Annotated in this window: 12 protein-coding genes; 9 read left to right on the top strand and 3 right to left on the bottom strand. The window is 46.7% G+C overall.

Translation table 11 applies throughout. The annotated features are described in order from the left end of the window. The 6 genes from A3GG_RS0104800 (at position 1) to A3GG_RS0104775 (ending at position 7,307) form a co-directional block, all read left to right on the top strand. Complete coding sequence (locus A3GG_RS0104800) at positions 1–621, top strand: outer membrane beta-barrel protein (RefSeq protein ID WP_018358188.1); 621 nt, start codon at positions 1–3, stop codon at positions 619–621. 66 nt (positions 622–687) lie between these two features. Next, positions 688–1,470: an outer membrane lipoprotein-sorting protein gene (locus tag A3GG_RS0104795; RefSeq protein ID WP_026215630.1), complete on the top strand. Its 783-nt coding sequence runs from the start codon at positions 688–690 to the stop codon at positions 1,468–1,470. A 268-nt stretch (positions 1,471–1,738) separates the two neighbouring features. Then, a complete protein-coding gene (locus A3GG_RS0104790) occupies positions 1,739–2,995 on the top strand; it encodes a DUF1302 family protein (RefSeq protein ID WP_018358186.1) in 1,257 nt (418 codons plus the stop codon). A 215-nt stretch (positions 2,996–3,210) separates the two neighbouring features. After that, positions 3,211–3,666, top strand: a complete 456-nt coding sequence (locus A3GG_RS0104785; RefSeq protein WP_026215629.1) for an HU family DNA-binding protein — start codon at positions 3,211–3,213, stop codon at positions 3,664–3,666. A 22-nt stretch (positions 3,667–3,688) separates the two neighbouring features. After that, the gene (locus A3GG_RS0104780) at positions 3,689–6,031 is read left to right on the top strand and encodes a TonB-dependent receptor (RefSeq protein WP_026215628.1); all 2,343 of its coding nucleotides are present in this window, start codon (positions 3,689–3,691) and stop codon (positions 6,029–6,031) included. Positions 6,032–6,068: 37 nt separating this feature from the next. Continuing rightward, positions 6,069–7,307, top strand: a complete 1,239-nt coding sequence (locus A3GG_RS0104775) for a DUF5074 domain-containing protein (protein ID WP_026215627.1) — start codon at positions 6,069–6,071, stop codon at positions 7,305–7,307. 428 nt (positions 7,308–7,735) lie between these two features. Here A3GG_RS0104775 and rsmH read toward each other — a convergent pair whose 3' ends face one another. Further along, complete coding sequence (gene rsmH / locus A3GG_RS0104770) at positions 7,736–8,662, bottom strand: 16S rRNA (cytosine(1402)-N(4))-methyltransferase RsmH (protein ID WP_018358182.1); 927 nt, start codon at positions 8,660–8,662, stop codon at positions 7,736–7,738. Further along, positions 8,659–8,991 carry a DUF4286 family protein gene (locus tag A3GG_RS0104765; protein ID WP_018358181.1) on the bottom strand — a complete coding sequence of 111 codons (333 nt, stop codon included), beginning with the start codon at positions 8,989–8,991 and terminating at the stop codon, positions 8,659–8,661. Before A3GG_RS0104765 ends, rsmH begins: the two co-directional genes overlap by 4 nt. Before the next feature lie 78 nt (positions 8,992–9,069). Here A3GG_RS0104765 and A3GG_RS0104760 point away from each other — a divergent pair, with 78 nt between their 5' ends. From A3GG_RS0104760 to A3GG_RS0104750, 3 genes are read left to right on the top strand one after another with little or no spacing between them, the layout of a single operon-like run. Further along, on the top strand, positions 9,070–10,587 hold the full coding sequence (locus A3GG_RS0104760) for a potassium/proton antiporter (RefSeq protein WP_018358180.1): 1,518 nt from the start codon (positions 9,070–9,072) through the stop codon (positions 10,585–10,587). Next, positions 10,587–11,384, top strand: coding sequence for a diaminopimelate epimerase (gene dapF, locus A3GG_RS0104755; RefSeq protein ID WP_018358179.1), 798 nt, complete (start codon positions 10,587–10,589; stop codon positions 11,382–11,384). The genes A3GG_RS0104760 and dapF overlap by 1 nt, the downstream gene beginning before the upstream one ends. Beyond that, the gene (locus tag A3GG_RS0104750; protein ID WP_018358178.1) at positions 11,381–12,607 is read left to right on the top strand and encodes an LL-diaminopimelate aminotransferase; all 1,227 of its coding nucleotides are present in this window, start codon (positions 11,381–11,383) and stop codon (positions 12,605–12,607) included. Before dapF ends, A3GG_RS0104750 begins: the two co-directional genes overlap by 4 nt. A 72-nt stretch (positions 12,608–12,679) precedes the next feature. Here A3GG_RS0104750 and A3GG_RS11880 read toward each other — a convergent pair. After that, positions 12,680–12,943: IS66 family transposase (locus A3GG_RS11880; protein ID WP_018358177.1), on the bottom strand; the 264-nt coding region annotated here is incomplete at its 5' end.

Below are 12,943 nucleotides of genomic sequence, written 5' to 3'. Positions count from 1 at the left end.
ATGAAAAGAATAATCTTAACAAGCTTGGTTGCCTTTCTGGCTTGTATCACAACAAGTAGTGGATTTGCCCAAAGTGCATTTGCACAGGACAGACACGAATCAGGCAAAGACCACGACCACGAAGGACGATTCTTTGCGGGAGGAGCTGTGTCGTTTTGGTCTGACAATAAAGACAAGACCCTGACATTGGACCTTTGTCCTGAAATCGGCTACCTTTTCAATGACAGCTGGGGCGTGGGAATGCTCCTTGGCTATGAGCACGAACGTAAGGAAGAGGGGACAACAAAGACCATAGGCAATGCCTTCAAAGTTTCGCCCTTTGTCCGCTATTACTACATCCATAAGAACCCATTCAATCTTTATCTGGATGGAGGGTTCGGGTTCAACTTCTCCAAGGAGAAGGTCGGTAATACCTCGGAAAATCTCTCCGGATTTGAAATAGGAATACGCCCGGGAGCCTGTGTCGATCTCACGGAAGGTCTTTGCCTCTGTTTGCGTATGGGATTTATCGGTTACAGGAACAACTACTTTATGGGAGAAGAACCGAAGATGGGAAGCAAAGGCTTCGGACTCCGCTTTGCGCCCGAAGAGTTGATGATAGGGTTGGAGCTGGAGTTTTAAGAACCGATAGCTTTTTCTGGTAAGTATTCAATGATAGAAGGCATTAACAATTAAAAGTATAAGACAATGAAAACAGTAATCTTAACGATGGCAATGGCCATCATATTTGGCACCACAGCAATGGCACAGACGGGCAGAGAGATTGCCCAGAAAGTAAAAGACCGTCCCGATGGCGACACCCGTCAGTCGGAGTTGGTGATGAAACTGATCAATAAGCGCGGAGCTGTACGCGAACGTAAACTTATCTCTTACTCCATCGACGTGGGGAAAGGGAAGAAAGACCGCAAGAGTATAATGTTCTTCCAGTACCCCGGCGATGTAAAAGGAACGGGCTTCCTCACGTGGGATTACGACGATCCCAATAAGGACGACGATAAATGGCTCTACCTGCCTGCGATGAAGAAGACCCGCCGTATCAGCGGCTCCTCTGCCAAGCAGGATTACTTTATGGGTAGTGACTTTACCTACGATGATATGGGTAGTCGCAACGTGGATGAGGACACGCATAAACTGTTGGGTGAAGAAGAAATAGATGGGCATAAGTGTTTTAAATTGGAATCTACGCCCAAGGATAAACGCGAGATCTATTCCAAGAAAATAGCGTGGATTCGTCAGGACTGCCTGATAGCCCTCAAGGTTGAATATTACGACAAGATGGGGAAACTGCACCGCCGCCTCGAATTATCCAACATTGCCAAGGTGGCAGGGTTCTGGGTTGCCCAAAAACTGCATATGACCAATGTCCAGACGGAGCATCAGACGATACTTGAGATTAAGAATCCCAAGTATGACCTCCCATTGGATGAAACAAAATTCAATGTTAGCACTTTGGAGAAAGGTAGATTATAATATATTGCTGTCCGGTAAAAATATTCAATTTTAAGTGGAAAGAGAAAGCCTTTGCACGGACAGCAATAATAGCAATTAGAGAAAGATATATAGTAGTTTCTGATTCTCATATGACTTTCTTCCGATTCTCGTATGATTTTCTTTTGATTCTCATATGACTTTCTTCTGATTCTCATATGACTCTTTACTGGGTGCCGAGTAATCAGGAAAAAGATTCCGAGCAATCAAAGAAAAGCTACTGACGTTTACTGAATAGCAATCATATTAAATGAATACAAGCAATCATTTAGCAAAGATCTTACTGTTGTTTCTTCTGTTCCTGCCTCTAAATACTGTATGGGGGCAAGAGGAGGGGGATTCGTCGTGGCAGCTCAAAGGCTTTGTGGATACCTATCACGCCATCCGCTCCGAGAGGCCGAATGACTTTATGTCTTCACGTACTCGTGTGAGGGGTGAAGTAGGAAAAAGTTTTGGAGGTTCGACGCTCTTCGTCTCGTTCAATGCCACCCACAATGCCTTATTAAAGGCGCATACGGGCTTTGAACTGCGAGAGGCGTATCTCGACCATCGGCAGGAACATTGGGGCTTTCGCCTCGGTCGGCAATTGGTCATCTGGGGAGTGGCAGACGGTGTACGTGTTACTGATCTTGTTTCCCCGATGGATATGACGGAGTTCTTGGCACGAGACTACGACGACATTCGTATGCCGGTCAATGCTTTGCGCTTCTTTGTCTTTAATGAGAAGATGAAATTGGAGCTGCTTGCCGTGCCGACTTTCGAGGGCTATAAGCTGCCGACCGATGCCGAAAATCCGTGGAGCGTACTACCCAAAAACGCTGATCAATCCTTTATGTGGAACGAAAAGGGAAGCCGCCCCGAGTTCCGTTTTTCCAATATAGAATATGGAGGGAAGCTCGGGTTCACTCTCCCCGGAGTGGATTTCTCTTTCGCTGCATTGCATACGTGGAACAAGATGCCCGTGGTTACTTACCGACCTTCAGCCTCTCATATAACCGTATCTCCACAATATTACCGAATGGGATTCTTCGGAGCGGATATATCCAAGCCGTTGGGACAGTTTGTCGTGCGTGGAGAAGCGGCGTTCAACGTAGACAAGCATTTCAGTTACAAACCCGAGGCTGGCGCTATGGAGCAAAAGGGCTTCAACACGGTGAATTATCTCGTGGGCGTGGATTGGTATGCACCCAATGAATGGACACTGATGGCGCAGTTTTCTTCAGAAAGTATTTTGAAGTACGAACCCCAAATAGCACAACCTCGCCACCAGTCGCTCCTCACGCTCAATGTGTCGAAAAAGCTATTGGATAGCACATTGCAGCTCTCCAACTTTACCTATTTCGATATTAACCATAAGGGATGGTTCAGCCGCTTTACCTCTTCATATGCACTGAATGACTACATACAGCTCTCGCTGGGTTATGATTGGTTCGGAGGCAACGAAGGGATATTCGGCACTTACAAGAACAACTCGGAAATATGGGCAAAGGCTAAATACAGTTTTTAGCAACAAAAAGTAATAGAAATATAAAACGAGAAAGATGGATTGGATAAATGACAGCAGCTGAAAAACACCTCAACCGAAACGGACAAAATCGTTTAAGTTAAACGATCGCAGTCGTTCCAATGGAATCGTTTGAGCCGTTTAAGTTAAACGTCCAAAGCCGTTCCAATAGAACGGCAAAAGCACTTAAAATACAAACAATAATAAAAGGAAGAAATATGTTACTATACAACGTAAAGAAAGAGGTAATGCGCATAGGTAAACACAAAGGCAAAACAATGTATTATGCCGCCCCTGTTGCGCAAGATAAGATTACTACTCGTCAGGTAGAAGACCGCATCGTCAATGCCACAGCCCTGAGCCGTGCCGATGTGCGTGCTGCCATTACCGCCCTGGCGGAGATTGTGCGTGAAGAGATGTTCAGCGGCAGAGCCGTTGACTTGGCAGATCTCGGTTCGTTTAAAGTCATATCCAGTGGCAAGCGTATGGAGACGGAGAAAGCCGTTACCGCAGATACGCTCAAAACGCCTCGCATACAGTTCTTCCCGAAGCAAGAAATGCGCAATCGGGCAAAGAATGTACAGCGTATGATAATACGTGAAGAGGAGGCGATACCGGCTACACCGGATCCGACACCCGGAGGTACTTCCGACACACCCATTCTCGATCTTTAATATTCAGATGAAGGAACAAACAATGAAACGGAAAGTACTTTATCTTTTCTTATCACTGGTGCTCGTAAGCACCAGTGTATCTGCTCAAACAGGAGGCGGACGGATTACGGGCGTGGTCATCGACGACTCGGGCGAAGAACCACTGCCCGGAGCTTCGGTCTTTATAGAGGAACTGAAAAAGGGCATCACAACAGACAAGCACGGCGAGTTCTCTTTTTCTGATATTCCCCCGGCTACCTACACGCTTACTGTGAGATTTATAGGTTACCACACGCAAACCCGCAAGGTCACAGTGGGGAAAGGGAGAGGGCAAAAAAACATCATCCGGATGAAAGAAGAAGCTAAATCGCTCGATGAGGTAGTCGTACTGGGCAAAAGCGAAGCCCGCAAGATACGCGAACAAGCAATGCCCATATCCGTAATCAGTATGAGCCAAATACAAGGTACGGTCAACAATGTACAAGACGTTCTGGCAAAGACTGCCGGTATCACCGTGCGGGCAATGGGTGGCGTAGGTAGCGCATCTCGCATTTCGGTGCGCGGTTTGGAAGGGAAACGCATCGGGCTTTTCGTTGACGGACATCCGATGAACGATAATTCCGATTTCATCGACATCAATGATATTCCGGTCGAAATGATCGACCGCATTGAGATATACAAAGGAGTTGTTCCTGCCAAGTTCGGAGGCTCTGCCGTTGGTGGAGCAGTCAATATTGTCATCAAGGAATATCCGCCCAAGTATTTGGACGTGAATTATTCTTACGGTAGTTTCAATACACACAAAGCGTCTGTTGTAAGCAAGATGAACATTGCCCCGAAAGGTATCGAGTTCGGGTTGGGCGGTATTTACAACTATGCCGACAATAACTACAAGATGAAGTCGCCCGTTCAAGAAGGGCTTACGATAACCCGAGATCACGACAAGTTCAAAAAGATGGTTATCGGTGGCAGCTTCAAGGCACGGAAATGGTGGTTTGATTTGGTGGAGTTTGAGCCGGTCTTCATACATACCTACAAGGATATACAGGGGATAGAGTCAAACATTCAGTATGCCCACAGCCATTCCAATGCCTTTGTTTTCGCCAATAAAATGGAGAAGGATAACTTCCTCTTGGATGGACTGGACTTGGATTGGCAGTTGGGGTATATTTATACCAACTATAACTTTGCCGATACCGCTTCTCATCGCACACATTGGGACGGAACGCATTATCCGGCAGTTTCCAAATTCGGCGGTGAAATCGGTAAATGGGCATCACTATTGACGAATGATAAACATCAATTCAACCACAAATTGAATCTCAACTATCTTGTCAATGAAAACCACTCGGTAAACTTCAACTCTTTGCTGAAGTATGCCCACGCCAACCCAAGAGATGTAATGAAAGACAAGGTCATTGGCTATCGTACAGAGTTCCCGAGCAATATGCTCAGCTGGGTGGCGGGCTTGAACTACGACTATCGCACCTCGAATGATAAGTTCCTGAATTCTGTTAATGTCAAGTATTACCACTATTCGATGAAAACACGGATGGCAAGTGTGCTGACCAATTCTGCAGAGGACATAAATACGCAAAAGAATGATTTCGGTATCAGCAATGCGCTCCGTTACCGTATCACACCCAATCTGATGGCAAAAGCGTCACTCGGATATGATGTAAGGCTTCCATCGGAAGAAGAACTGCTGGGCGATGGATACGTGATAGCTCCTGCAGGCAATTTGGTGCCCGAGCGCAACACGAGTGTGAATGTGGGAATGCAATACGATTTGACAGGGAAGTCTCCCAGCAACCTGCAAATAGAAGTAAATGGATTTTATATGTATCTGCGAGATATGATTCGCTTTACGGGAGGCTTCTTGCAGTCGCAATATCAAAACTTCGGCGAGATGAGAACCTTTGGGGTGGAAGCAGAGGTGAAAGCCGATGTTACGCGCTGGCTTTATGGTTACGTAAACGCAACTTACCAAGACCTGAGAGATACGCGTAAGTACGAACAAAATACAACAGTTCCCAACCCTACCAAAGGAAGTCGTATGCCCAATATCCCTTATCTGATGGCAAATGCAGGACTGGAGTTTCACAAAGAGAATCTATTCGGAGGCAGAGGAATGAACACACGCATATTTACCGATGCTTCGTTCGTGGAGGAATACCTTTATGACTTTGAGCAAAGCCAATTCCAGTTGCATCGCATCCCTCGAACCTTTTCAAGCAGTATAGGCTTTGAACAAAGTTTTGGCAATGGACGCTACTTCATTATGGGGAAAATAAACAACCTGACCGATACGCAAATGATCAGCGAGTTCAATCGCCCCTTACCGGGACGTAATTTCACCATAAGATTCAGATATGTATTCAAGTAATCAAACCATATGTATAATAACTAAAGCAACAAAAAAGATGAAGAAAAAAGTATTTATCGCAGCAGCAATGTTTGCTGCACTGTGTCTCAATTCGTGCGACAAGAACAAACCGGACACCCCTATAGCAGGAGGTAAGGGAAATGTACTGCTACTGACTGCCTTGCCTAATGCTACGGGTATGGATGGGACGTACTATATGCAACTTATTGGCGAGCCCAAGTTAGGCTCGACGATAGCTGTAGACAATAAGAATGGTATAAATGTCCCCTTTGGAAGTTCTTACCCCATAGTCGTAGGTCAGGAGCTTTATGTTTTCCCGAGCTATCATTTGCAGATGGACAAAAACGAACTGATAAAGTACCGACGTACGAACGGTGTTTTGAAAAAAGTGGGCAGTATGCCATTGCCGGCCAATAACAGTGCCAATAATCTCGTCAAGCTATCTTCTACAAAAGCGTATCTGTCGCTTGCAGGATTGGGGAAGATCTACATTTTCAATCCCGAAACAATGCAAAAGACGGGAGAGATAGACCTGACCTCTTTGGGCATACAGGACAATAATCCAGACATAGGAATTATGATTGAACGTGACGGATACGTGTTTGCAGGTCTAAGCCAGATGGTGGGGGGATGGACAAGTCCAGAGAACTACAAACAGGCAGACGTAGCCGTTATTGATACGAAGACGGACAAGCTGGTCAAGATGATTTCGGAGAAAACCAGCGGTTTCTCCCAAGCCACACGTCCTATTGACCCTAAGTCTTTATTTATGGATGAAAAAGGGGATATATACATTTCCTGTCTCGGCAACTTCGGAATGGTAGCAGGGCACAAAGCAGGCATACTGCGAATCAAAAAGGGCGAAACGGATTTTGACCCCACATACCACTGGACGATAACCGGAGCTACCATAGAAGGAGAAGAGAAGCCGGCCGGCTTTGCAGCTTCCATTTGTTATGTAGTCAATGGCAAAGCCTACGGATACATTGATATTCCGGGTTACTACAAGCCCGGAGAAACCGGACACGGTGCTATCGCGAGCAGAGCAGTAGTCTTTGATTTGTACAATCAGAAGATGAAGATAATCGAAGGATTGGAATTGTCAAACGGCTACGGAGTATTAGTCTCCAAGTATAAAGATGGTTTGGCCATCTGTAATGCTTCGGCAACCACCAAAGGCATCTATTATCTCGACCCTAAGACAGATAAGATTAATCCAACTCCTATGATAACCACCGTTGGAAATCCCATGGCGATAGAAAGGTTTGGCAACTAAACCAAATCTAAATAAAGAGGGCAAAGACAATGGAGGAATTCTCTTCTTGCTTCTTTGCCCTCTTCCTTTAAGTCCTATTCTTATGAAAGCTTTCTAAAGTTGTGCAATTCCTTCACGATGGTATATCTCTCCCATTTGATATGTGGAAAGACAGTCTTGGTCATCGCTTATCGGTTAAGTATGATTACCAATGCCGACTGTATCTTGTATATCAATAATAGAATTATAGAATAGAGGAGAAGGGAATACACGAAGAACTCTCGGGTTATATGCCCACATGTGGGATACATACAATAAAGCCAAAGAATGGAGAATAAGCAACGATATATAACTATGACATAGACTACAATAACAATCCTTGATAACATTAAGGATTGATAGATGAGAGCGACCGATATTGTGAGAGGTAATAGACCTTTGTGTGGGTCTTATCCCTTGACCCCAATACGGAGCTTTGCACTACGGGAGCGAGGATTGCGTGTTTCCTCTTCAGCGCTTGGTAGGATGGGCTTGGAGTGTAGTGGACTGATGTGAGTGAGTGGCACACCAAAGTGGTCGGTGACTCTTTCGCCCGAGATATTGCCCGATCGGAAGAAGTTCTTGACCGGCCTATCTTCTAAGGAGTGGTAGGTGATAATCACAAACCTCCCTTCGGGTCGAAGGAGCTGTGTGCCATCGGTGAGGAGCTGTTGGAGAGCACCAATCTCGTCGTTTACGGCTATACGTAGCCCTTGAAATAGCTTGGCAAGAGACTTCTTATCTCTCTCAGGTATTACAGGTGCCACGGTAGTGAGGAGGTCTTGGATGGTTTGTAGTTTGCCTCCGTCCGAAGCCCTCTTGAGTAAGGTGGCAATACGATAGCTCCCTTTGAGTTCGCCGTAATTAGCGAGGATGGCTCCCAATTCCTCTTGTGTGCTATCGGCAATGAGCTGAGCTGCAGTTTTGCCACCACAGCTATTCATACGCATGTCTAGAGGTGCATCGAAGCGGAAAGAGAAGCCACGGCTCTCGTCATCGAGGTGGTGGCTACTGAGACCAAGGTCTGCGAGTATCCCATCGACCTGCTCTATGCCGTAGTAATCCATAAAGTGTAAGAGGTGTCGGAAGTTGGAGCGGACAAAGGTGAAGCGATCGTCCTTGATACTACAATTGGCAAGTGCATCGGGGTCTCGGTCGAAGCTAAATAGGTGACCCTTGGGAGAGAGTTGCTCCAAGATATGTCTGGAGTGACCACCGCCCCCGAAAGTACAATCTAAGTATATTCCATCAGGGTTTGTGACCAATGCCTCTATACTCTCATGCAGTAGTACCGGTACGTGGTACCCTTCTGCCCTGATAATCTCCTTCTCGCTCATCCGATAACCTCCATAAGGGTAGGGTAGAATAGTACTTTCTCGCCATATACCTCTTGTATGCGGGTTACAAGAGGGTCGCTCGCGAGCTCAAAGTCGGCAAGGAGCTTGGTGCTCTCTAGCTCGAACTGCAGAGCCACAGTAATGCCATCCTCCATGGGGGTAGGGATTCGGAGTAGCTTGGGGCGCTCCCACCCTTGGCGCTCAGCCCAAGTGGGGAATAGCCTATGCTCTACGAAGTAGAGAACGTCGCCGCCGCAAGAGCGATCGGCACTAATTGTGATGTTGTAGATATATCCTTTCATAGTGCGAAGGTACATAATTTTCATCATTCTACTATTATTCCTCTGTATTGTGTCGCTGTATTTTTGTATATTGCAGAGTATTTTTGATAGGAAAGGTGATAGATAATGTTATTGGCAGCGATTTCGACAGACCAACTGCTTTTGTATGGCTCCATCCTTGCCGTAATAGGATTGTTTCTTAGTAAGACTGGCTTTAGGTTTGGCTTACCGACATTGCTCCTATTTCTTGGAGTAGGTATGGCGGCAGGCACTACTGGTTGTTTCAACTTCGATGACCCTGTTATCGCCCAAGCGATAGGTTCGGTAGCACTGGTGATTATCCTCTTTTCAGGAGGTATGGATACCTCCTATAGGAGTATCAAGCCAGTGATGGTTCCTGGTGCTCTCTTAGCTACTGCGGGGGTATTGCTTACGGCATTGCTCACGGGTGTTTTTATCTATTATCTCTTCCAGTGGCTGGACTTCGGGGTACAGCTTACATTCCTGGAGTCTTTGCTCTTCGCTAGTGTGATGAGTTCGACCGATTCCGCCTCCGTCTTCTCTATCCTGCGTTCACGAAAGACCAAACTTCGGCACAATCTGAAACCTCTACTAGAGTTTGAGAGTGGTAGCAACGACCCTATGGCGTATATGCTTACCCTGATTCTTGTATCTATGATTCAGCAGGGAGATAGTGTAACCGTATGGGATGGTGTGTGGATGTTTGTCGTGCAGTTTGCCGTGGGGCTACTATTCGGTCTCGTGCTCGGGAAGCTCGCTGTATGGGTGGTGAATAGAGCTAATCTCTATGCTACTTCTCTGTATCCTATATTGATGCTAGCGGTGGCATTCTTTATATTCTCTGTTACTAATACCGCTTATGGCAATGGGTATCTTGCAGTTTATGTGGGCGGACTCGTGATAGGGAATTCTCGGATGCAGTATAGCAATACGATAGCTAAGTTTTTCGATGGAGTTCAGTGGCTGAGTCAGCTGGTAATGTTCCTTACCTTAGGGTTGTTGGTAGACGTGCCTTACTTATTGGAGTTGGCGGTGCCAGCTATCCTTATCTCCCTATTTATGCTCCTTTTCGGTCGACCTATCTCTGTCCATCTTATGCTCTTGCCTTTCTGGGGGAAGTTCAAGTTGAAGTCGCAGATGTACGTTAGCTGGGTAGGTCTTAGAGGAGCCGTCCCTATTATCTTTGCCATGATACCATGGGTGCGAGGGGTGGAGAATGCACAGCTGGTGTTTACCATTGTCTTCTTCATCACTATTATCTCGTTGCTTGTACAGGGTACTACCGTTCAGTTTATGGCAGAGCAACTCGACTTAGTAGATACAGAGACGCAGGATCCTGTCTTTGGAGACATTGATTTGCCTCAGCGCATCAAGAGCTCTATCTCGGAGGTCTTGGTAAGCCGCAATATGATAGAGAAGAGCAATAAGATGAAGGATCTGCCACTGCCCGACCATACGTTGGCTATAATGGTGCAGAGAGGTGGGGATTTCTTTATACCAAAGGGGCATACGGAACTGGCAGAGGGAGACCATGTACTCTTCATCTCGGATGACGAGGAAGCACTAGTACAGGCGTATGAGGATTTGGGTGTGAATAATTATAGTATAGATAAGAACGTATAATGGAGATCGTATTTGATAAACTTCATGGGCTCGGCAATGACTACATCTATGTGGATATTGACCGATTCCCTATTGAGGATTTGGAGGGTTTCGCACGGGAGCTTAGCCCCCGTAGGACAGGCATAGGAGGTGATGGCCTGATTACTTATAATAAGGAGGCTTCGGGTGGTTACCTGATGAGGATATTTAACCTCGATGGTTCGGAAGGGCTGATGTGTGGTAATGCCATTCGCTGTGTGGCAAAGCTACTGTACGAACGTGGGCTTTGCCAAGACAACCCTATGACGATCAATACCCGTTCGGGCGAAAAGATACTTGTCCTAACGATTGAGGACGGGAAGGTAACCCATGCTCGTGTGGATATGGGGCTGCCTAAGGTGCTGGAGGATAGCAAGCAGGTGGATGAGGTAGAGGGCGTATCGGTCTCTGTCGGTAACCCACATTATATCCACTTCATTGCCGAAGACCCAGATGCTTATGCACTAGATACGATTGGGCCAAGGATAGAGAAACATGCGGCATTTCCTGATGGCGTGAATTATGAAGTGGCTCAGGTGCTCGATAGGCATACCATCAAGATGAGAGTATGGGAGCGAGGTTCAGGGCTTACTATGGCTTGTGGTACTGGGGCGACAGCTACGGCAGTAGCAGCCATCTACAAAGGACTGGTGGATAGTCCGGTGAAGGTGATGATGCCAGGTGGAGACCTGACTATTGACTGGTCGGGCAACGAGACTAAGTCGGTGTTTATGACAGGATCAGCTACTTATGTATTTCAAGGTAAGGTAACGATATGATAAAGATAAATAACAACTTCCAGAAGCTCCCCGGGAGCTACCTATTTGCGGAGATTAACCGCCGTGTAAATAAATACCAAGCCGAGCATCCCGAAGCCAAGATTATCCGGATGGGTATCGGTGATGTGACACTTCCACTTCCTTCAGTAAGCATTGAAGCTATGCACAAGGCGGTAGACGAGATGTCCTCTAGCTCTACGCTCCGTGGCTATGGACCTGAGCAAGGCTATGCCTTTCTTCGAGAGCTGATAGTGGCGCACGATTATGCCCCCTATGGGGTGGCGCTTGATCCGTCAGAGGTCTTTGTCAGCGATGGTGCCAAAAGCGATACCGCCAATATTGTAGATCTATTTAGCAACGATGTGAAGATAGCGGTAACAGACCCTGTCTACCCCGTTTATGTAGATAGCAATGCGCTTGCGGGTCGTGCTGGTGCGTATCTGCCAGAAGGTAAGTGGGGTAATCTAGTATACCTTGCTTGCAATAGGGAGAATGGTTTTGTGCCTGCCCTTCCTACAGATCCTGTGGACTTAATTTACCTCTGCTACCCTAATAACCCTACTGGCACTACGCTAACTAGAGAGCAGCTCAAGGTGTTTGTAGATTATGCGCTTGCCCATGAGGCTCTAATTCTCTTCGATGCCGCATACGAGGCATTTATCACAGAGCCAGAGGTGCCTCATAGCATCTATGAGATAGAGGGGGCTAAAGCATGCGCTATAGAGTTTAGAAGCTACTCCAAGACAGCAGGATTTACTGGTGTTAGGTGTGGCTATACCGTTGTGCCCAAGAGTTTGCCAGTGGATCTGAATAGTATGTGGAGCCGCAGGCAGACCACAAAGTTTAACGGTGCAAGTTACATCAGCCAAGCCGGTGTTGCCGCTATCTATACAGAGGAGGGTAAAGCTCAGGTCAAGGCAAATATAGACTACTACCTAGAGAATGCGCGAGTGATTCGAGAGGCATTGGCAAAAGCTGGGGTGGAGCACTTCGGAGGTGTCTCCTCACCTTATATCTGGCTCAAGACGCCTGAGGCTTATCCAGCCTCATGGGATTATTTCAACTATCTGCTTACAGAGAAACAGATTGTCGGTACGCCTGGAGTGGGCTTTGGTTTAGAGGGGGAGGGCTACTTCCGACTCTCTGCTTTCAATTCGCACGAAGCTACTAGAGAGGCAATGGAGCGCCTATCTAAGTGTAACTCTCCCAAAACGGGCGTGTAAGGAGAGAATAAAATAGCCTGTAGGTACGATTTGGTACCTACAGGCTATTTTGTGTCTCGGTGTCTTTTTGAGTTAGACTTCTATGTGACCTGGGAGGAGGTTGATTATTTCGTCTTCTGTGAGCTCGCCTATCTTGGGGAGCTTTGGAAGGACTGCTAGTAGCCAATCGTAGAAGTTGACTCCTGCCTCATCGCAGGTGGCCATAAAGGAGTAGATGCGAGCGTAATTCTCGGCCGATGCGTTGTTATTGACGAATAGGTAGTTGTTTCTTCCCATAGCGATGTACCGCATCACTCGCTCCATGCCGTTGTTGTCTATCTCGTATCTGCCATCGGT

Origin of the sequence: Porphyromonas levii DSM 23370 (assembly GCF_000379925.1) — a bacterium.
GTDB classification, from domain to species: domain Bacteria; phylum Bacteroidota; class Bacteroidia; order Bacteroidales; family Porphyromonadaceae; genus Porphyromonas_A; species Porphyromonas_A levii.
This window is presented reverse-complemented; position numbering and strand designations above follow the sequence as displayed.

Coding starts and splice junctions, on each gene's coding strand:
- A3GG_RS0104760 (WP_018358180.1), top strand. CDS start 9,070: ATGTTATTGGCAGCGATTTCGACAGACCAACTGCTTTTGTATGGCTCC.
- A3GG_RS0104800 (WP_018358188.1), top strand. CDS start 1: ATGAAAAGAATAATCTTAACAAGCTTGGTTGCCTTTCTGGCTTGTATC.
- A3GG_RS0104785 (WP_026215629.1), top strand. CDS start 3,211: ATGTTACTATACAACGTAAAGAAAGAGGTAATGCGCATAGGTAAACAC.
- A3GG_RS0104790 (WP_018358186.1), top strand. CDS start 1,739: ATGAATACAAGCAATCATTTAGCAAAGATCTTACTGTTGTTTCTTCTG.
- A3GG_RS0104750 (WP_018358178.1), top strand. CDS start 11,381: ATGATAAAGATAAATAACAACTTCCAGAAGCTCCCCGGGAGCTACCTA.
- A3GG_RS0104775 (WP_026215627.1), top strand. CDS start 6,069: ATGAAGAAAAAAGTATTTATCGCAGCAGCAATGTTTGCTGCACTGTGT.
- A3GG_RS0104795 (WP_026215630.1), top strand. CDS start 688: ATGAAAACAGTAATCTTAACGATGGCAATGGCCATCATATTTGGCACC.
- A3GG_RS0104780 (WP_026215628.1), top strand. CDS start 3,689: ATGAAACGGAAAGTACTTTATCTTTTCTTATCACTGGTGCTCGTAAGC.
- rsmH (WP_018358182.1), bottom strand. CDS start 8,662: ATGAGCGAGAAGGAGATTATCAGGGCAGAAGGGTACCACGTACCGGTA.
- dapF (WP_018358179.1), top strand. CDS start 10,587: ATGGAGATCGTATTTGATAAACTTCATGGGCTCGGCAATGACTACATC.
- A3GG_RS0104765 (WP_018358181.1), bottom strand. CDS start 8,991: ATGATGAAAATTATGTACCTTCGCACTATGAAAGGATATATCTACAAC.